Consider the following 19,542-nt stretch of genomic DNA (forward strand, 5'->3'; position numbering starts at 1 on the left):
TTAAAAGGAAGATTATTTATTTTTAATAATTTTTAATTCATATTATGTATATCAAATTACTTTTCTTTTAAAACATGTCTTATTTAAAAAGATGATCTTCATCATACAAATGAGCATTAATTAAATTAATGAAAACTTAAGAGAAAATTAAGAATTAAAATCGATAGATAATAAACAATAAATAAAAATACAACATATTGATTTTAATGAAATTCTAAACACATAAGAAAGCCTTTAATTAACATTAATCTTATTAAGGTGTTTATTTTTATTATTTGTTGCATAAATAAAGAAACTCTCTAACAAATAATTGCTTTTTAATTTTCAATATTATTCTTACACAGGGGAATATTATGGGTACTAGTGTTTTTGATTCGGTATTATTAAAGAACTTATGGTCTACAGAAGAAATGCGAGCTATTTTTTCTGATAAGGTCAGAATGCAAAATTGGCTTGATTACGAAGCAGCATTAGCAATTGAACAAGCTGAATTAGGCTTGATTCCAAAGCAAGCTGCGAAGATCATTGCTGATACAGCAAAACTGGAAAAATTAGATATGGATTTCATCTTAGAGCAAGTGCGTTTAACTCGTCACCCACTTGTTCCAACCATCCGTGGTTTAGAACATGCTTGTCCTGAACATTTTGGTGAATACGTCCACTTTGGACCCACGACACAAGATGTTATGGACACAGGCTTAGTGCTTCAACTTAAAGAGGCTCATAACGTTTTTTTACGTGATATCAAAATATTAGGGCGTTCTTTATTATCGTTAAGCGAAAAGCATCGCAATACACCAATGGCAGGACGAACCTTAGCCTTACAAGCCTTACCGATTACCTTTGGACACAAAACTGCAATTTGGCTAACGGAATTAGCACGCCATTATCAACGATTAAAAGAAATCGAACCTCGCTTATTCGTTGGTAGCGTTGTTGGCGCTGTTGGAACTAAGGCCTCATTGAGCGACAAAGCAGATGAGCTTGAAGTTCGTGTATTAAATCGGCTCGGTTTAGGCACTCCTGAAATCTCTTGGCAACCCGCTCGCGACCGATTTAGTGAATATGGCATGCTGATTGGTTTAATTAGCGGCACGTTAGGAAAAATTGCCAATGAAATTTTATTATTAGCTCACAATGAAATTGATGAACTTTCAGAGCCTTTTAGTAAAGGTCAAGTTGGCTCCTCAACGATGCCACACAAGCGTAATCCTGCCATTGTCGAAAATGCGGCATGTGTCAGTAATACATTGAAAGCTAATCTTTCAGTGCTTACCGACATGATGAAACACCAACACGAAAGAGATGGTGCGATTTGGAAGATGGAATGGAAAGTGATGCCAGAAATGTGCCTGATGCTTTCGGTGATCTTCGATAACATGAAAACGGTATTAGGGGGATTAAACGTGCATGTCGATAAGATGCGCCAAAATTTAGATATTTTAGGTGGATTTATGCTCGCTGAGCGCGTCATGTTTGCTTTATCAGACAAAGCGGGTAAACAAACTGCCCATGAAATTGTTTATGAAGCTTCTATGTCTGGCCAAGAAGAAGGCATCACTTTTATTGAGGCCATTAACCGTGACACGCGCATTCGTGACCATATAACGCAAGAAGAACTTGATGCCCTATTAGATCCAACGACCTATGTGGGAAATGCTCCTGAACAAGTCACTCGAGTAATAGAACAAACCAAAGCATCCGGTTGGCTTAATGACTAATTCATTTTAGCAAAGTTTAAATCTTTACTTTCTTAAAGCCAGTCAAGTGCTGGCTTTTTCATTCACCGGAGGTATCTATGACATTAAGCCAACAGCTAAGCCAATTTATCACATCCCTATCATTTTCTGATATTCCACCGCAGGTTGTTGAACGCGCCAAATATCATTTACTCGATACATTAGGCGTTGCACTTGCCGGAAGTCTCCAACAAAGTGCAACACAATGCCGTAAGGGAGTCGCTTATTTACCTGATCATCAAGGAAAAATTCCAATTTGGGGAAGTAACCAAACCGTTTCAACTACCACCGCCGCTTTAGTAAATGGTATTTCTGCACATGCATTAGATTTTGATGATACACACACCGACTCAATCACTCACGGTAGCGCCGTACTTACCCCTATCGCCTTTGCACTCGGCGAACATTTACAAGCAACAACGCAAGAGCTCCTTACTGCATGGATTATTGGCTGGGAAGTTGCTGCCAGAGTGGGATTAGCAAGCCACAGCGGGTTCCATCAACGCGGCTTCCATTCTACAGCCATAGCTGGTATTTTTGGCTCGACAGCTTGTGCATCTTCATTACTTAAATTAACTCGGGAACAAACGGTTCATGCTCTTGGACTAACAGGAAGCCAAGCCAGTGGTGTTGCTGAATACCTAACCAATAGCTCGTCTGCAAAATGTTTTCATGCGGGCTGGGCTGCGCAATCAGGCATTATTGCAGCTTGTTTAGCTAAAGGCGGAATGACAGGGCCAGAAACTATTTTTGAAGGGCGCTATAGCCTGTACCAAACACATGGTCTTCGTGAAAATGCGCATCCCGAGCAAGTCACCCAAGACTTAGGTAATATTTGGCAGTTCATGAATGTTTCTATTAAACCCTACCCTGCTTGCCATTTTGCTCATGCCACTGTCGATTGTGGGAGACGATTATTACAACAAGGAATAACCCTCGAGCAAATTGCTAAAGTAGAATGCGTTGTCGATCCCGTTGCAGCTGCCTTAATTTGTGAGCCACCAGAACAAAAATGGGCTCCTCAGAGTGCCTATGCAGCGAAATTTAGCCTCCCGTGGTTGTTTGCCGCAGGCTTTATCGAAGACAAATTAACATTAAGTTTGCTCTCAGCCCAAAATTTACAGCGAACAGATATCCAAAACCTCGCGAAAAAAGTCAGTTATCGTTATCCCACTGAAAATGAAATTCCTTTTCCAACCTATTTTCCCGGCTTAATTTTTGTCACATTAACTAATGGTGAAACAATAACGGAACGATTAGATATCCAATACGGTAACCCACAAAATCCAATGTCGTTGGAGGATATTGTGAGCAAATTTTATGACAATGCAGAGTTGGTAATGAAAAATGAACAAGCTGCGCAGCTTGCTAAAAGTGTATTGTCCTTCGAAACGAAAACTATACCGGCTATCACACAGTTATTGCGTGTCGGTATTTAATAATACCGACTAACGAATAGAAGCCCACACTAAATGGGCTTCTATTTTTCTTTCCCCTTATTATTATTCATTTAACTGAGCAATAATTTGCTGTAAATGAGCAATAGCAGCATCATTGAGAGGTTCTTGTGGAAGGATCGGGTCACCAACATTAAACCCTTGAATGTTTAAAGATGCTTTAATACATGATGCTAATGCATATTGCGTAAAAGCTTCGTTGATTTGCCACATTTCTTTCTGTTTTGCTAACGCTGTATCCCAATCCCCTCTAGTGGCCAACTCATATAGTTCAACACATTGTTTTGGCAATACACAGGCAGGACCCGCCATCCAGCCCACGCCACCTAATTTAATGACTAATAAAGGAATATGAGCTGAAGCACTAAAAATTTTAACTCGCTCACCGAAGGTGTTGAGCATTGTTAATAACCTTCCAGTATTACTCGATGCATCCTTAACATATTCGATATTAGGGATATAACTTAATTCATTCAAAAGAGAAATTGACAGCACATCCCCTAATAAACCAGGATTGGTATAGACCGTCATCGATTTTTCAGGAAAAGACTCTGCTATTGTCTGGAAATAACTCAATTGAGCTTTGTCACTCAGAGGGTACATTTTTTGGGATATCAGTACCATACCATCCACACCTAACTTGGCATATTGCTCTGCTTGTGAACACGCATCTGATGTTGAGAAACCGGCGACCCCCGCTAATACGGGTACCCGCCCCGCGGCTTGATCAACCGTAATGCGAACGACTTCATTTCGCAATTCTTGTGACAAATATGCGTATTCACCTGTACTCCCTAACGGACTCAACCCGTGAACTCCGCTCGAAATAAGATGTTCAATTAGATGACGAAGGGATGATTCAAGAATAACCCCTTTAGCTTGGTCAACTGGTGAAACAAGATAAGGAAAAATACCGTGAAAATGGGTCATAATCACTCCTAATTTTAGTTGTTATGGGAGATAACGTCTGTTTGTTCATTTTTTAATGAGTTAAAAAGAATTTGGGCGGCTTTAGTTGGGCTTTTTGAGTTGAGGTACAAGTTATATCGAATTGCCGGAAGTGCTGGTAACCCTTCATCTTCACCGAGTATGCGTAAATCCTCCCCTGAAAGTTCAATTGAACGCGCCATAATGCCCAATCCCGCCCTAACCGCAGCACGTGCACCAGATAATGTTGTTGCCATGTACGCAATTCGCCAAGGTATTTGCTGTTGATCGAGGTGATTGATCATCATCTCACGGTAAGTGCTCGGTTCATCTAGCACAACTAATGGCAGTGGCTGCTCTAAATTAAAGGTAAAATGCTTCCCGCAATACCATAGCGAAGGGGAAACACGTAAGACAATTTTAGGGTAACCAACATGTTCCTCGGTTGAAATGGCCAAATCGAGTTCATTATCCTCTAACATTGACATAAGAAATGGGCTACGTTTGACAATAATATCCATGATCAAATTTGGATAAGCCCCTGAAAATCTGGCTAGTAAATCAGGTAATATGGTATTCGCTGTGTCATCTGGCGAACCAATTTTTAATACCCCGTCAATTTCTTCATAAACTAGCGATAAACATGCCTCATCATTAAGCCGCAGAATACGACGGGCATAGCTCAATAGCTGTGTACCAGAATCTGTCAATGCTTTGTTTCTGCCTTGCCGCACAAATAACTCCTTGCCAATGAGTGACTCCAACCTTTGCATTTGTTGACTCACCGCTGATTGCGTTCGGCAAACAGATTCTGCAGCGGCGGCAAAAGTTGCACCATCAACAACCGCAATAAAAGTACGAAGTAAGTCAAGCTCCAAATTAAAAATAGGGCGTTTAGCAGCTGGCATTTTAGTTATCTCTTTTCTTAAGGTATAAGATATCATTAAACAAGAGTGTTTAATTTACATACTAAGAAAAAAGCCTTAAAGAATCTATGTTAGAGCTCAATTGTTTGGCTCTAAATTGTAGCTACTTAATAATAAATTTGACCACTTGAATATCCGCCATAACACGTTAATCTTGCAGAATTAAGAAAACAAAAAACCGTCGAAGAGCAGCGTAGCAGTAAAGGCTTTTTAAGCGCCAGCAGTGAGCACACTATCCAACACGATGAGACCACTCGTGAAAAAGGCAGCTTGCTCAGTGGCGAAAAAGTCACCATTACCGCAGGGAACGACCTGAACGTTAAAGGCTCCTCGGTGGTCGCAGAAAACGATGTCAGCTTAACCGCTGGCAACAATGTCAACATCACCGCCGGCAACAAACTGCATGTGGGCGGAGCTGATTGCTCAAAAAGACTTGAACCTCACGGGCGATAGCGTCCAAATCGACCCGGACTATGATGCCAAACAACAAGAGGTCAGCGTCGGGGCGGCTACAAGGCCTGGCAGGTGATAATTTAGCAGGTGCATTGGCAAATGCCTCGTCGCCGTACTAAGCGACATTGATAAAACAGCAAGTAGATGAAGATAATAAAGCCGCGAATGCCATGGCATATGCTGCGTTATGCGCTGTTATTGCTGAGCTAAATAATCAATCCGCTGCTGCGGGTAGATTGTGCCATATTCTTTATCCTCTCACCTCTGAGCAAGCATATACTCTAAATAATTCGGATTACGTGTAGGCAGCTAGTGAAGATAGCCGAGGAGCATAGATAAATATGTGACTCGGATAGCTGAACGAAGCCAACAACCATGTAATTCGAAGTATGACGAATATACATTCATTATCGAAGCGACGTATATACTCACTCGGAGGTTAATGTGGGTTGAGTTAAGTTGACATGCATTGACTGAAAATGCGGGGAAAGCCTTGCAAACACTGGATTTTAGATACAAAAAAGACGTCGGTTGACGTCTCTTGATGTTCTTATGGTGCGAAGGCCGGACTCGCTTTTTATAGGCAATACATTGTTTTTGTTTGATATAAATTTATAGATAAAATTTTGTATACTTAAATGTATACTCGGTGGTTTGAGGTTTGAAAATTTGATAAGCAACTAACATCTAGTAACTTCAGATCAAATCTGAAGTTACATAAATTATTTCTTCCTTGCAACCGACATCTTCGCCAACTCAGGATTATTGGCCTCAAAGATCGATAGCGGCAATTCAACCTTACGCCCGTTCTGATCTTCCAGCGCTTTAACCACTTCAAATTCAGCAACATCTTCACAAGGTATTTCTAATCCAGTAAACGTGGCACGCGTGGCGCTAGAATCGCCAAAAGGTTCCACTTCCAGCACCGTATCCCCTAATACTTTTCCTTGCCTATCTTTCATGCGCAGCGTTAGTTCAAGAGCGCCAAACTCCGCATGGTCTAAAACCATATGGCTACCGCCATTATCGAGGGTAAATGAATAACCACAGTAGCCTTGGTTAATAAAATTTGAGCTGGTATGTGTGATGCTCGCATAACGCTGTTGTTCTTCAGCCAAGCTAAATGTGCTAACTGCCAATAGTCCTATCGCAAATACACTTTTTATCTTATTCATTACGTTACCTTTTGTTATCTTTTATCGTCCTCGCTACCGCAGGTGACGGTAGCGAGAATGTTATTTATTGTTGATTGGTTTGCAATCCACCTCTAGTACGGTCTTTTTCTTTCCAGCGCGGTCGATTCTTGCCTGAGAACTCTTTTTGCATACTCCAATACCCAATGGGGTAACGGGCTACAATCGTCCCACCAACACCAATATCGACCGAGGAGTACTGACCATTATTAATGGTTCCTTTTTGGACATAGGCATTAGGGCTACAAGTGCCTGTATCGCGTTGTTGCCAGTTTCCATCGGTTCTTGCCACGATATAAAAATCACCAAATGAGCAACCTGACGCGGATCTATGATTCAGTACAGCAACATAATGCTTGGTTGAGCCCACAATCCTACAGGTACTGTTTTGGCTTCCACACACTTGCCATAAGGTTTTACCGCCATCCCCTTTATACTCCCAAATGGTATTTTTAGGGGGCTGGCTGGTGGCAGAGGCGGGTGATGTCATCAACCACAGTGAGGCCAATACAGTCACAACTACATATCTTTTCATTATAAATTCCTATCAACATAAATAGAAACGTCATATTGACGCTTGATGAACACCGTCTAATGGGTGCTTGGTTTTCCCTGATATGGCGTATTCGATGGTTATCGGATGAATGGTGAATAAGGTATCCACAACAAAAATTGCTGATCATGTTTAATGTGATGGTTGACGGTTTAGTCGCACTGAAACCCAGTGACGAATTCGTCGATGAAGATAAAAGGCAATACCAGTGGCGATCAGCAAATCAATCAGCAATATCGTGGTGGCGATACCTTCAGTAAAACCGTATAACCAACCGGATGACATGATAATCAGTAGGCTAGAGAGGGCTAATCCGATAATGATGGACGAGATAATGGCAATTAATTTGGAGTTGAAATGGATTTTATAATCAATTCCCTTAAAGGCACTCAAAACCCATAAGCCCAATTGCGCCAAGAGTTGTGGGATAACCAAAGCCAAGAGGTATAAAACGAAGTACATCAATGTGATCCCATACGGGTTCATGATGAGAGCGATAAGCTGGAAATGTGTTAACAATACGCCAGTGATCCAAAGGCATAACAAAATACTGATAACGACAGCGATCCGTTCTAAACCCAGTTGTAAGTGTGAAACGGTGTTCATATTTTTTATGCTTCCTTATGTGATGATGAATTCACGATGTAATGGTTATTTTGAATAGGCATGGCCCATTCGTGACCGCAATCACGGCACATCCAGCCCGTACCCCATGCAATGATGTCTTTCTCAGAAGAACAGTGAGGGCAATGTGTGGGATGCGATGCTGGAGGGGTTAGTAACGTCATGATCGGCTCCTTTCTTTGTGTGATGGAAGAGAGGTAAGTAATTGTGATATCAATCGAAAATGCGGTAAGGCTGCAATAAAACTGTTTTGTTGTGACAATTGCATCACTGCGTGCTTCGGTGTGAAGGGGGTATTGAGTGGTTGAACTTGCTGGATATCCTCTAACAACAAGACATGTACTTGCTGGTGATATTCCGCTAGTAAATACCACTGTCCTTCACGGTAAATCAGTTGATAGGGTTGTAGTGGATTAAAACGACGCTCAGGCGTGAGTAGACTAATAGATTGCTTACTGGTAATGGCATACACCAATTGATAGAAATGGTTTGCATGTAAAGCCGAAATCTTATGGGCGTGGTGCCAAATTAAACAAGGTGCATGGGGCTGCTGGGTTAACAGTAACCCGAGTAAGCGACTGTCTAGCCCCGGAAACAACCGGGTCATCCCAATCTGTTTCACAAAGGTAAGAACATCTTTGTCTCGATAAGCTTTTAGCGTATTGATGGGCAAGCGATAACAACCTTGCCGCCCTTCTACACCCAGATAAGCCAAGCGTTCACGTAAATCCCGTTGTAACGTGCGTTCAGAAACATTGAATTCTTGGGCTAAACATGAGAGAACAAGGCTTTCTCCTGCCATTAAGCGGGCAATCAACGCAGAGAGTCGCACAGCCATGCGGTCATATTTTCGGTTGGTCTGAAACATAACGTATTGCTCTCAATAACAGACGTTAGGAAATTAAGAAGGAAGGAGTTTAACTTAGGGGATTGACAGGTTATGTCTGTTGGGAAAAATTCTCATTGGGCTTTTTAATGAAAAATGGCTATATCTAATTATTTGATAAATAAAGTTATGCTTTTTATTTAAACGATAAGAAAGCAACGCGTAACGACACAACCTGTCAGGGCGGGAAAATTAGTTGGGCTGGCAAGGGGCGAATTGGTTAAATAAGGTATCCGCCATCACCCACAGGGCTTTATTGAGTTTGATATCACCATCAATACCATTGACTGCACGAGTGCGAGCGCGTTTACCTTTTGCGGTTCTGCCTGATAATCCTCCTTTAATCAGGTTTTCTTGTAGACGTTGGTACACCGTCCAGAGGTCTTCTTTTTTATCTTCAAAGCGTCGAGGTTGTAGAACTTGATTTCGTGTGACGGGCTGGAACTCTTCACCAAAGCGGTAGGTCAACGCCGCTTCAGCAAAGGCTTGCTGGGCGGGTGGAGGTAGCAATAACGACTGCATACTTTCGCGTTTTTCAGCGACCTGCTCAAACGTATCGAGTACCTCATAGGCTCCTTCAATCACTTTACCCACCACATCCCCTTTATGGGGGACACGCACTTCCCCTAATACATCACCGCACACCAAACCGTTGGAGCACACGGCTCTAAAGAGTCCCGGCAACATCTGATAACTGCTTGAGCCATCATGGCTATTGAGCAAAATAATTTCAGGGACTTGTACGCCCGTGATTTGGTCATGACGACGCAGCCTCAACATATGCTTGGTGTGCTCTCGACGGCTGATATCACGCACCCGAGTTTGGCAGGCAAAGAACGGATAGAAGCCTTCTTTTTGCAGGCTATCTAACAAGGTAATGGTCGGGATGTAGGTATAGCGTTCACTGCGGGAATCGTGCTTCTCTTCAGAAAATACACTCGGTACAGTACGGAATAACTCTTCGATGGTGAGTGGACGGTCACGGCGAATACTGTTAGCAGAGCCAAAACGCGAAGCTAATAAACTCATGATAAAACTCCGGATTAATCAATTAAGTGGAAAATGGCAGAGGACTCGGGATGTTGTGAAGCGTAGTCACGCAGCTGATAAAAGCGGTCGCACATCACTTCGCTTTCTGTTTGGAATGACCAGATGCTGTACAGGATCAGACACACAGCAATCCCTGCCGCTTCTTGGCTCACCGTGGCTTCATTGCCGTTGTGCATGTTGAATAAGGTTAGTACCTCTTTTGATATATCCGGATAAATAAACGCCCCACCATTGGAGAGGGTGCAATATTCCCAATAGCCGCCGTTATAGGCCTCACAAAACTGTCCCATCGTAGTGAAGGTCACTATCTCAAAAGTAGCCCAGCCTTTAACTGCACCAAAATGGTTGAACCAAAAATCAAGGCGTTGTTCATCGGGAACGAGAGTCACTGCAATAGTGGATTCGGTTGAATGATTCATAAGTTGATACTCCAATAAAAAGAAATAAAAAAGCGCCAATCCTGTTAAGGACTGGCGCTGAGAGTGATGAATAATGAGTTAACGTAGGAGGTTAAAAGAATAGGCTCCACAGGGATTTAGCGACGGAAACGATGCTCTTTTTGACTGTACCAATCGTGCTTTTTATCAAGACAGGCAGGGGAAGGATGTCTATCAGTGTATCGACGATATCACTAACACATTGCCCAAAATCGTTACGTGCTGAGTCTTCCACGGATTGTGTCCGGTAAGTGTTATTCAGTTGCCTAGCCACACCGCTACTGGCTTTCGCCGGTAACGCCTGTATTAATTGCTCTGCTAATTCAGTGAGCTGAAAACCTTCTGCCGCAGAAACCGTCATCACTGGATGATGCGGTTTAAATGCTGTTATCACAGCTTGTTGTTTCAATTCTAAGTTAACCGCTTGTTCAGGGGATGGCTGGTGGCACTGTTCATCCCATTGGCGGCAGGGCTCTATTTTGTCGGCTTGGTTCAACACAAATAGAAAGCGGTTTGGTTGATAACCACATTGCTCAGTGAGAAAGCGATAACACTGTTCATCAGAAGACCATGCCCTATCATCGGCTTTGAGTACCCAAATGATTAAATCCAGCTCTGGCAATAAGTTACGGTAGAGCTGGTGGTACTCTTTATCACGTTCGATACTTTCACCCACACCAGGTAAATCTACAAAAGTGAGGTTATGGTTGCTCATTGTTATACTGAAGCGTTGAGCTTGGCGTGTGCAGCCAGAGACATTACTCACAGGCGATAGTTGGGATTGGAATAGGGCATTGATTAAGCTGGATTTTCCAGCTCCTGTTTTACCCATCAGACCTATGGTGGGGGAGTAATTGATAAGTTTATTCAAATGGGATAAAAACACATCCTTAGCCCCTTTAGGGAGGAAAAGAAAATGATTTTCGAGTTTATTCATCGTTGCAACCTTAATATATGTTAAGTTCGCATAGATGATATATATTTGAAATTTATTTCATTTTTTCATATTCATCAATAATGAAGCTATTTAACCACTCCGACGCGGGTACACCATAGTTAAGGGCTAACTCTGTCAATTTAGTTCTTGCCTCTGCTGAAAGTTGAATATCTTTCGGTGTTTTTTTTGGCCTTACCGAACCTTTTGATTGAGTAGTTGTTCTGTGTTTTCGCTCATTTCGAGCTAGGAGTAATTTTTTATAGCGCTTATCTTTTTCATCTTGGGGTGATTGCCATAAATAAAAACCAGTCACAATGTAAAGATAAAGCTCTTCACTATCCTGATATTCGGTTTTAGTCAATGCTTTACTTTTGACCAGATAGTTATAGACCCACTTGCACATTTTTATATCGGATGGTTTTAACCAATCAAAGTACTTGTAATGGCAGGTTTTCTTAATTACGTCATTTCTTAAGTAGTCAAGCATACTATATATATCAGTAACATAATCTGAGTATTGAAAAGCATTAAGCCTAGCTACAACAAAGTTAATATATTCAATAGATTCTACATATCGCCCTTCATGACTCTTCGGTGCAAAAATAAATTTCTTATCAAAAAAACCGTTCGTTACTGTTTTTATAACACTACTAAAGTCGTCCTTAACTGTGAGATCTGTTAAGTAGTTTCGTATTTTAAACATATAAAAATTAGCGTCTTTGCTGTTGCTCAACACACGCCATATGAGGTAACAAAAAACTTTATTCTTTCTCATATAACCATAAATTTCGTTCTCTATATATGAATAACTCATCGTCATGAAAGCCTCATTTTTTTATCAATTAAAATATGATGATTATTTTATTATATGGTAATAAAAAACTATTAAAATCACTAATAAATAGCTAATTAAAATACATTTTTATTCATGATTTAATCGTGATATTCATGTTCTTTCATTCCTTAATTTTAAAGGGTTATACATAGATTATTAGGCTTATACTAATACAATAGTGCTGTTTTTATTGATAAGCATACTAAAAAAATAATTCTAATATTGTGAAAGTGACGCTGTTATCCATTTCGCGTTAGAAAATTAATATCAGAGTACTTTTTAATGAGATGAGTCACTGAGCCTCTGGCAAGCAGGACTTCTGTGTGTAAAAACGGTGCTGGTATAGTTATATATTTAATAGAGTAAGAATGGCATTTTATAGACCTAAAGATCACTCAAGCAATTTTGACTAACTTATCTATTTTTTACATCCATCGAACTAGATATGACTTAAAAAACCTTAAGGAATAAATCATGTCTAGTTATACCTACAATGAGGACTATCTTCGTCAGATAGACCGAACAGTCCGTAAATCACTATTAACCTATAATCGTGTCACAGCTATTCGCGTCGATTTACGCTTCCCATCATCGACAACTTGTTACCATGAGGATTCAACTGTCATAACTCGTTTCATTGAATCCCTAAAAGCCAAAATAGATGCAGACCTTAAACGTAAAAATAAAGTATGGGATCGCAACTATTCATGCCCCTTATCTTATGTTTGGGTGAGAGAGTTTGGTGAAATCAATCGCAGGAAACACTATCACTTGTTGCTGCTAGTCAATAAGGACGTCTATTGGAGTTTAGGTGATTACACTAGAGCGGAAGGAACGCTTTATGCATTAGTACAACAAGCATGGTGTAGTGCAATTGGTGTTAACTACTCTACGGAGCGTTATTTAGTTCATATCCCAGATAACGCTGTTACTTGGCTAGATAACAATAATGCCAACAATGAAAGTGCGATATTCGAATTAAACCAACGCTGTCGTTACTTAGCCAAAGAACATACAAAATATTATGGTGATGGTGAGCGTTCTTTTGGATGTAGCCGTTAATCTACCAATAAAAAACATGAGGGGGATATCTTTTGGAAGAGAGATATCCCTAAACACTTATCGATATCCCTTCTGCCTTTTAACTTTAAAGACAGGAGTTCAATAATGAGCACTCAAGCGATTCCCTTATTAGATGACCAATGCGTTGATATGAAATTTATAACCCGTTTAACTGGATTAACTGATAAATGGTTTTATAAATTGATCCAAGATGGGGAGTTTCCTAAACCGATAAAATTAGGGCGTAGCTCTCGTTGGTTAAAGAGCGAGGTTGAAGATTGGTTACAAACACGTATTGCCGAATCCAGAGCATAACCATCGTACCATTCCCCTTTCCGTACCAACCGCAACATTAACTCACACAGAAACTTCAACCATTAAAAAGTATCATGTTCCCCATGAGGCATAGCTATTCTACTACCAAGGCTGGCTGGATGACTTTACTAAACTCGCGGTTTATCCAGGAATGTGCCATTCCTATCGAAAATAGTCACCAGCTAGTGATAGCTGATATACGCTTTCCTGATACCGACAGCGTACCCGCTGTCATCCCCAGATGCCTGTACCGCTTAATGCACAGTACAACGCTTTCTGAGCCATTATCTGTTCAAACTGATATGGATGTCAGATTAATCGTCGATAACCGCCTGCTAAGATACCATCCGATGCTCAAGGGTATCTTTCTCAACGAGAACGTTTGGGCAACGTCCATTTGCCAACAAACTGATTAGTCTGTTTAACCAATTCAATAATCCTGAACTACATCCCAAACTGATGTGACTGTGCTGGTATGATTTAATGCTGGGTTTCCCGTTAGATAATTGGCTAAATATCCTGAAGACGAAAACTGAAGAACAGCTGGTGAAGTTGATCATTGGCTAGCAAATTGAAAACCAAGGATACAAGGATAATGGATGCTAATGTATTACTTAACATCCACAAACGACATTTTTCTTTCAATTAATCAACAATAATGAAAATAGGTTTATATCATTGCTAATAATAAACTCAAGGTAGTTGGAAACATTTTGATATTTTATGCATGACTTTACATAAATTCTGGATATGAGAGTTACACACAATTAAATATCCAATGTCTAACTTAACATCCATGATGTTAAATGCCATAGTATAGAAATTCATGTTAAGTATCTCTTATAGAAGGTTTCCATGACAGTTCCAACCTACGATAAATTTATTGAGCCTGTACTAAGGTTTTTAAAACATCACCCTGAAGGTATTGCTGCCAAAGATGTTCATGAAGGTGCTGCAGACATTCTGGGGTTAGATGACGACCAGCGCTCTGAACTGATTTCAAGTGGTCAATTAGTCTATAAAAACCGTGCTGGTTGGGCTCATGACAGGTTAAAACGAGCTGGGCTTTCACAAAGCCTATCTCGAGGAAAGTGGTGCTTAACGGAGAGTGGCTTAGAATGGATTAAAAATAACCCATTCCCTCTGAGTAAAGATCAAGTTAATCACTTAGCTTTTGACTTTATGAACATAAAACTTAAAACGAATCCTGATGCTGTTCTACTCGATGAAGATACACAAATAGATTCAGACACACCTTCGCAAGCCCGCAGCCCTGATGATCGCTTAAATGATGCACTGAAAGAAATTCGTGAATCTGTCGCCATTGATTTACTGGCAAATTTACTTCAAATATCCCCTACCCGCTTCGAATTCATTGTATTAGATGTTCTACATAAATTAGGTTATGGCAGTCATCGTGATGATTTACAACGAGTTGGCGGTACAGGTGACGGTGGGATTGATGGGATCATTTCGTTAGACAAACTTGGGTTAGAACGAATTTATGTACAAGCAAAACGCTGGCAAGGCACCGTAGGTCGCCCTGACTTACAAGCCTTTTATGGCGCTCTTGCAGGGCAAAAAGCCAAACGTGGCATTTTTATTACTACCTCTGGCTATACCGCTCATGCGATTGATTTTGCTAAATCCGTTGAGGGATTAGTTCTTATTGATGGTAACCGCTTAGTTAACCTAATGATGGATAATGAGATAGGTGTTAGTTCACAAGTTATTAAGTTACCAAAGCTGGATATGGATTATTTTGAGTAGTGATATTGATTCAATTATTTCTATCCTAAGCTTAATAGCTAAAACTCATAAATTAACCTAATGAATTGACATGCTAGACTACTAACATAAAATGCGTCAAGTATTAGTAAAACAAAATACTGACCTGTATGGACTAAAAAAATAAGAATTAACGTGGACCAGATGATGATGTAGAGCTCTTTCTGAAAAAATACTTAGAACAGCTTTACGATTTGATATAGATGGCCTTACTTGGAATGTGCTCATGGAAATTAGTCAACTAATCTCACAACTCAAATTAACACCTAAAAATGTTACAACTATATTCAATGATAATATCACATTGTGGCAATCACTAGGTTTCAGTCATACTCAAGTAACGCTTTGGCTGGCGTCATTATCTCTATCCAAAGAACACAATACAACTGATCAGATAACTTATGATATTACAGAGCATTTGATGTCGCTACTGCAAAATGCTGGTGGACGAATGCCTTTAACGCAAGTACTGAAAAAACTTCCAGCTGGTATTACGACCAGTGAGCAACAAATACGCAGATTAGTACAAAATCACATGCAATTAGAGGTTAAAGGTCCCCTACTGGTATTGGTAAATTAATCATTGCTGATAGACTAGCACTATCAATCATTTGCATTACTAAAGTAAAGTAAGAAGGCCAAATGGCAAAAGAAGCAAAAGCAAAAAAACAAGACCCGCAACAGCAGCTAGAAGCACTGTTCAATAAACTGGTCAAACAGCACTCCGAGTTTACTCAGCCATTGGTCGGATTACCCGAACATGAATTCGCGAAGGCGGGTCTGATTCAAGGCTTGGTTGAAGGCAACTTAACGCCACCGGTCATGTTGATTGCGCTGGCAGAAGGCCATTGGGAATACGCCGCTGACACTGCAAAGTTTGATGATTTAGCCTACCAGCTGTTAAGCGATATCGAAGGTGACTGGCCAGTATTTGCCGTTGTGGACGATGGCATGAACCAACGTATTTTGGCCTTGTTCGGTGCCGATGGTTCTGACGGTACCCACGGTGCAGATACCCTGCCAAGTCTGGAAGAATTACGTAGCGTTGATCGCATGGAGCGTGATCCAACCTTTCGCTGGTCGATGCGTGTTTATACACGCTTAATGCAGCGATTTGATGCCTTCCATGAAAATGTTTACCGCGTTACCAAAGACAAGGTAAACGACAAGAATGACATTATTGAGGAAGTAGCTAAGCTTCTGTTTTTAGAAACTTTCCGCGTGCATCACGATGAAGACCTTACCTTTAAAGATGATGAGGGAAATACCCTGCGTTTTCGTGATGTCTTTGATTGGCAATATGTGGAGAGCCACGGCGATAAAGCCGTTGCCCAAATCAAAGCCGCCTTTGAGGAATTTAAAAACCACGAAAACTACGTTGTGATCTCAGATGATGGCTCACGTAATCCCATCTTTAGTAAAGAAACACACCTGCGCCTGTCTGTTGCGAAAAACTATCAGGATTTGCTGGAAGCAATACAAAACCTGGGGCCGGTAAAAACCAACGATGGCAAAATCGCTAAAGAACACGGCACGCTGGCTGATGTGTCAGGAGATTTACTCGGCAGAGTGTTTGATGTATTCCTGCGTGCCAACTTTGAATCCAAAGGTGGCCTTGGCGTTTATTTAACACCTAACCCAGTAAAACAGGCCATGCTAGAAATTGCTATGCACGACATCGACGATGACGATGAAATGCGGTCGAGCTTAGCCAATGGCGATTTTCGTTTCTGCGACCCAACCTGTGGCTCCTTTGGTTTCGGCTCGGTGGCGTTAAGCCAGATTGATAAATGGATCGATTTTAAGCTGGTGCTGGCCGACGATAAAAAAGAATCATTGAAACAAAAATTACGCGATTGTGCATTTACCGGTGCCGATGCTGCACCGCGCATGGTGATGCTGGCCCGCGTGAATATGGCATTACAAGGAGCCCCCAAAGCTCAGATTTTCTATACCGACAACTCACTCACCACTAACGCTCTGAAGCCCAATAGCTTTGACTTAATTTGCACCAACCCGCCGTTCGGCACGCCTAAATTTGATAAAGGCAAAAATGGTCAAAACTCAAAAGCCAATTACGAAGCCAATATGGAGCAAGTTCTCGGTGGTTTTCGTCCAACCCAAAAAGTCGTTGATAGCTACAACGCTTGGTACGACCATGTAAAAATGAAGTGGCAAGATACTGGCGATTTAGAGCTGGATGACAACGGCGAACCTAAATGGGCGGGTTATCGTACCGATTTACGCAAAACGGGTGGTACAGATAAAAAACCGTTTTACAGCCTGCAGCCAACAACCGGAGGACTAGCACTCGGCAGTAAACCCGACAGCAAGGGCAACTGGCAACCGGTCGGTGCCACCATTGATCCGGCTGTGCTATTTATCGACCGCTGCCTGCAACTGCTTAAACCCGGTGGCCGTCTGTTAATAGTGCTGCCCGATGGTATTTTATGTAACTCCGGTGACCGTTATGTACGTGAGTACATCATGGGGAAAAAAGACGAAAAAACCGGCGAGTTTGTTGGCGGTAAAGCCATTGTAAAAGCGGTAATTTCATTGCCGAGCGACTGCTTTAAACTCTCCGGCACATGCGCCAAAACCTCGATTTTGTATTTACAAAAACGCCATGGTAACCCCAGGCAGCCAGAGCAATTTTTGCCCGAGCCACAAACCGACGTATTTATGGCGGTGGCGGAAACATTGGGTTATGTGGTGAAAAACAACATAGAAGACTATAACGCCGGTGTTACCAACGATCTGGATAAGATTGTTTCTGCTTATAAGCGGGATGAATAGTTATGTACAACGTCCGAGTTTTACAAGAAATCGATGATCGGCTAGATGCTGAATACTATAACCCGGCAGCATTGAGTACGTTGAAGAAGATGGAAACCAAAGGTAAGGTTACAACTTTTGGGAACCTGGTTGATGAAGGCTATCGAGTTGTTTACCACGGTACAGATTCTATTAACGGATTAAAAAATTCTGAGGTACTTCCGTTTTTATCCCCAACGCAAATTGATGCCAATGGTTCAATCAATTTCGAAGATACTGATAAACTTCCTCTGTACTACAAAGATCAATATCCAAAAGGATTAGGTAAAGCTGGCGAGATTTTAGTCGAAGTTAAAGGCAATGTATCAAAAGTAGGTATTGTCCCTTCGGCGTTCCCAAAGAATTTGATGATAAGCGGGTCTTTGTATAAAGCGACCTTGGACCCTAAAAGAGTAGATTCACATTATCTGCTCGCATTTTTAAAATCGAAACACGGACAGATCCTAAAGAACCGTCTAACCAGCAATACAATTATTAACTACATTGCTAAAGATGCATTGTACTCAATTCCTGTTATTGAGTTTAAAGAAAAAGCTCAAAAATACATCGGGGATAAAGTTCGCCAAGCCGAGAAATTGCGCGCTTGGGCGAAGCGGCTAGAAGTAAGATTAGCATTGCTCGAAAATCAAATACCTATCTCAAAGCATGTTGTCAGAGAAGCCAAACACTCAAAGGCTACCCTATCGTACCTAACAGAAAATAGATTAGATGCTCGTTACTATGCTAACAAACACCTCGATCTTTATGCTCAATTCACCGACGACTTTGAAAGCCTTGGTAGTATTTGCTCGAAATTTAAATATGGCGCGTCTATTGCTGCAAATTACGTAAACACTGATGGATTGCCTTTCATTCGAGGCAATGCTTTGTCACCTAACAGAATTAACAAAGACGACATAGTTTATCTAAATAGATCGCTAGAAGATGAGGGCAATAATTACTGCATCGAAGAGGATGATATATTAATAACCCGAAGTGGTACTGTCGGAGTAGCAGCTCACGTGACTTCAGAGTATGCGAAATATTGGTATGGTTCTTTCATTATAAAATGCACACTCTCAAATAAGTTATATTTACCTGCCTATGTGAGTTGGTACTTGAATTCATGGGTAGGTCAACAACAATTTCGAAGGCTAGAAAATGGTGCTGTACAGTTGAATATAAACATTGAAGAGTTGAGTTCAATTGCTATTTGGAAAGCATCACAGGAGTTTCAGAACGAGATACAGCAACTACTGTTCGAGCAGATAAGTGCTGTAAATCTGTCTAAATTACTAGCAAACACAGCTAAAACCCTGGTCGAAGCCCTGATCGAAGGCCAACTGACCGAGCAACAATTAATCCAGGCCCAACAAGCCCTGGAAGATGGCGACAACAGCTTAGATCAGGCGATTTTAAGTAAACTAAGTGCTGAGGGTTATGCCATTGAAGGTGCCACACCGCTATTTAGCGATGTGGATGAGTTATACAGTTTGCTGGAAGAGGCGGCGCAAGCGGAGGCTGAAGAGTAAAGATGGTGACAAGG

At 41.1% G+C, this 19,542-nt stretch carries 21 protein-coding genes; 10 read left to right on the forward strand and 11 right to left on the reverse strand.

Annotation, left to right across the window (positions count from 1 at the left end; genetic code table 11):
* Positions 1-353 precede the first annotated feature (353 nt).
* A complete protein-coding gene (gene purB / locus PR767_RS03970; protein ID WP_109912793.1) occupies positions 354-1,721 on the forward strand; it encodes an adenylosuccinate lyase in 1,368 nt (455 codons plus the stop codon).
* Between the two features lie 77 nt (positions 1,722-1,798).
* Positions 1,799-3,178: an MmgE/PrpD family protein gene (locus PR767_RS03975; protein ID WP_272519912.1), complete on the forward strand. Its 1,380-nt coding sequence runs from the start codon at positions 1,799-1,801 to the stop codon at positions 3,176-3,178.
* Between the two features lie 63 nt (positions 3,179-3,241).
* Here PR767_RS03975 and PR767_RS03980 read toward each other — a convergent pair whose 3' ends face one another.
* Positions 3,242-4,126: a dihydrodipicolinate synthase family protein gene (locus PR767_RS03980; protein ID WP_272519913.1), complete on the reverse strand. Its 885-nt coding sequence runs from the start codon at positions 4,124-4,126 to the stop codon at positions 3,242-3,244.
* 14 nt (positions 4,127-4,140) lie between these two features.
* Positions 4,141-5,031 carry a LysR family transcriptional regulator gene (locus tag PR767_RS03985; protein WP_004907568.1) on the reverse strand — a complete coding sequence of 297 codons (891 nt, stop codon included), beginning with the start codon at positions 5,029-5,031 and terminating at the stop codon, positions 4,141-4,143.
* A 288-nt stretch (positions 5,032-5,319) separates the two neighbouring features.
* Between PR767_RS03985 and PR767_RS03990 the strand changes: the two genes are divergently transcribed.
* Positions 5,320-5,502 carry a hemagglutinin repeat-containing protein gene (locus PR767_RS03990; protein WP_272519914.1) on the forward strand — a complete coding sequence of 61 codons (183 nt, stop codon included), beginning with the start codon at positions 5,320-5,322 and terminating at the stop codon, positions 5,500-5,502.
* A 722-nt stretch (positions 5,503-6,224) separates the two neighbouring features.
* On the opposite strand, the gene PR767_RS03995 is transcribed toward PR767_RS03990, so the two are convergent.
* From PR767_RS03995 to PR767_RS04035, 9 genes are all read right to left on the reverse strand, one after another.
* Complete coding sequence (locus tag PR767_RS03995) at positions 6,225-6,677, reverse strand: IrmA family protein (RefSeq protein ID WP_272519915.1); 453 nt, start codon at positions 6,675-6,677, stop codon at positions 6,225-6,227.
* Between the two features lie 64 nt (positions 6,678-6,741).
* Complete coding sequence (locus PR767_RS04000) at positions 6,742-7,230, reverse strand: hypothetical protein (RefSeq protein WP_272519916.1); 489 nt, start codon at positions 7,228-7,230, stop codon at positions 6,742-6,744.
* A gap of 150 nt (positions 7,231-7,380) precedes the next feature.
* Positions 7,381-7,854, reverse strand: coding sequence for a hypothetical protein (locus PR767_RS04005; RefSeq protein WP_272519917.1), 474 nt, complete (start codon positions 7,852-7,854; stop codon positions 7,381-7,383).
* Between the two features lie 5 nt (positions 7,855-7,859).
* Positions 7,860-8,036, reverse strand: coding sequence for a hypothetical protein (locus PR767_RS04010; protein WP_272519918.1), 177 nt, complete (start codon positions 8,034-8,036; stop codon positions 7,860-7,862).
* A complete protein-coding gene (locus PR767_RS04015; RefSeq protein WP_272519919.1) occupies positions 8,033-8,740 on the reverse strand; it encodes a helix-turn-helix transcriptional regulator in 708 nt (235 codons plus the stop codon). Before PR767_RS04015 ends, PR767_RS04010 begins: the two co-directional genes overlap by 4 nt.
* A gap of 210 nt (positions 8,741-8,950) precedes the next feature.
* Positions 8,951-9,787 carry a DUF932 domain-containing protein gene (locus PR767_RS04020; RefSeq protein WP_272519920.1) on the reverse strand — a complete coding sequence of 279 codons (837 nt, stop codon included), beginning with the start codon at positions 9,785-9,787 and terminating at the stop codon, positions 8,951-8,953.
* 14 nt (positions 9,788-9,801) lie between these two features.
* Complete coding sequence (locus PR767_RS04025) at positions 9,802-10,227, reverse strand: antirestriction protein (protein ID WP_272519921.1); 426 nt, start codon at positions 10,225-10,227, stop codon at positions 9,802-9,804.
* A gap of 91 nt (positions 10,228-10,318) precedes the next feature.
* Positions 10,319-11,182, reverse strand: a complete 864-nt coding sequence (locus PR767_RS04030) for a GTPase family protein (protein WP_272519922.1) — start codon at positions 11,180-11,182, stop codon at positions 10,319-10,321.
* A 52-nt stretch (positions 11,183-11,234) separates the two neighbouring features.
* Positions 11,235-12,002, reverse strand: a complete 768-nt coding sequence (locus PR767_RS04035) for a hypothetical protein (protein WP_272519923.1) — start codon at positions 12,000-12,002, stop codon at positions 11,235-11,237.
* 489 nt (positions 12,003-12,491) lie between these two features.
* Here PR767_RS04035 and PR767_RS04040 point away from each other — a divergent pair, with 489 nt between their 5' ends.
* From PR767_RS04040 to PR767_RS04070, 7 genes are all read left to right on the forward strand, one after another.
* Positions 12,492-13,079, forward strand: coding sequence for an inovirus Gp2 family protein (locus tag PR767_RS04040; protein WP_272519924.1), 588 nt, complete (start codon positions 12,492-12,494; stop codon positions 13,077-13,079).
* Between the two features lie 105 nt (positions 13,080-13,184).
* Positions 13,185-13,394: a helix-turn-helix transcriptional regulator gene (locus tag PR767_RS04045; RefSeq protein ID WP_272519925.1), complete on the forward strand. Its 210-nt coding sequence runs from the start codon at positions 13,185-13,187 to the stop codon at positions 13,392-13,394.
* A 119-nt stretch (positions 13,395-13,513) separates the two neighbouring features.
* Complete coding sequence (locus tag PR767_RS04050) at positions 13,514-13,810, forward strand: hypothetical protein (RefSeq protein WP_272519926.1); 297 nt, start codon at positions 13,514-13,516, stop codon at positions 13,808-13,810.
* A 439-nt stretch (positions 13,811-14,249) separates the two neighbouring features.
* A complete protein-coding gene (locus tag PR767_RS04055) occupies positions 14,250-15,164 on the forward strand; it encodes a restriction endonuclease (RefSeq protein WP_196554296.1) in 915 nt (304 codons plus the stop codon).
* Between the two features lie 244 nt (positions 15,165-15,408).
* Complete coding sequence (locus tag PR767_RS04060) at positions 15,409-15,762, forward strand: hypothetical protein (RefSeq protein WP_214214369.1); 354 nt, start codon at positions 15,409-15,411, stop codon at positions 15,760-15,762.
* A 62-nt stretch (positions 15,763-15,824) separates the two neighbouring features.
* Positions 15,825-17,978 (forward strand): HsdM family class I SAM-dependent methyltransferase, encoded by a 2,154-nt coding sequence (locus PR767_RS04065; RefSeq protein WP_272519927.1) that lies wholly within the window; start codon positions 15,825-15,827, stop codon positions 17,976-17,978.
* Positions 17,979-17,980: 2 nt separating this feature from the next.
* Positions 17,981-19,528 carry a restriction endonuclease subunit S gene (locus PR767_RS04070; protein ID WP_272519928.1) on the forward strand — a complete coding sequence of 516 codons (1,548 nt, stop codon included), beginning with the start codon at positions 17,981-17,983 and terminating at the stop codon, positions 19,526-19,528.
* Positions 19,529-19,542: the final 14 nt, after the last annotated feature.

The organism is Providencia sp. PROV223, from assembly GCF_028479245.1.
Taxonomy (GTDB): Bacteria; Pseudomonadota; Gammaproteobacteria; order Enterobacterales; family Enterobacteriaceae; genus Providencia; species Providencia rettgeri.